This is a genomic window from Photobacterium sp. GB-56, from assembly GCF_003026105.1.
In the GTDB taxonomy this organism is placed as follows: Bacteria; Pseudomonadota; Gammaproteobacteria; order Enterobacterales; family Vibrionaceae; genus Photobacterium.
Map to the genome: position 1 here is coordinate 1 of NZ_PYNW01000051.1, position 1,056 is coordinate 1,056.

1 protein-coding gene is annotated in these 1,056 nt (G+C 31.2%); it reads left to right on the forward strand.

The window, feature by feature from the left end; all coding sequences use genetic code 11:
* On the forward strand, window positions 1-182 hold a 182-nt coding region (locus tag C9J42_RS21295; RefSeq protein ID WP_146144315.1), incomplete at its 5' end, for a hypothetical protein.
* Window positions 183-1,056: the final 874 nt, after the last annotated feature.

The window sequence follows — 1,056 nt, forward strand, 5'->3', positions numbered from 1 at the left end:
CAGGCATCCCAATGCTAATGGGTGGTGAAAACTTCGGTGACGAAACAAGTCCTCAAATTCAGTACTTGAAAGCACTAGAAGCATGGGATGCAGAATTCCCAGGTTTCGAACACGAAACTGAAGGCGCAGAGATCGAAGACGGTAAATACCACGTTCTTTGTATCAAAAAAGACGCTCTATAATCGACTAAGTCGATAACGTGACTACCCTAAATCCCCACTCATTGAGTGGGGATTTTTTTATGCGTTTAAATCATGCCAGATATTCCTCACACACTGAGTTTACTTAGACTAAATAAAGAGGAATACAAATTAAATCTTACTTTACCTACACTTACGAAAATAAATACACATTCTTGTGTGAATTTATTTTCATTATTTTTGCATAATAAAAACATAGCCATTATTTGCATTTGATATGACATCAGACAACACAAAACTAAGTTATTGTAAAAAAAGGATTTAACCTCAAAAGAGACATCAAAGGTAACATTAGAGAACGATTTATGAAAAAACATGGTCGAATAATGATACTTATCGGCTTATTTTTTAGTAAAAATGCAATAATTCATTCCGTTTATATGGTTTTATTTTTGTGAAAAGAGCGCATTATATACCTCGAAGACAAGATAACTATTCAACTTAAAATATCATTCTTAAAAATAAGAGTTATATTTTAATTATTTAAATTTCTCGAATTTAAATACAAAAAATCACTTGTTAATAAACAAGTAGTAAGAATAAAAATAATAAACATCAATTCCCTTACCTTTAATAGTGATATTAATTAAGAGGTTGTTTATTTTATTCTCAATAAATTCTGCCAGATATTTTATTGCTTTATATCACTTATAAATCGATATATATCAGAATCAACCATTCTATTCAGGCGTTATTATGAACAACAATAATAGTACTAATAAAATGCGCGCTCTCGTTATTGAGCACCAAAACATTACTCCAAACAGCTTTGCCGATCGTGCAACTAAATCATTAATCGCTGAATTAGAAAGCCGTACTATCGAAATCGTTACTGCCACTTCTTACGAAGATGCAC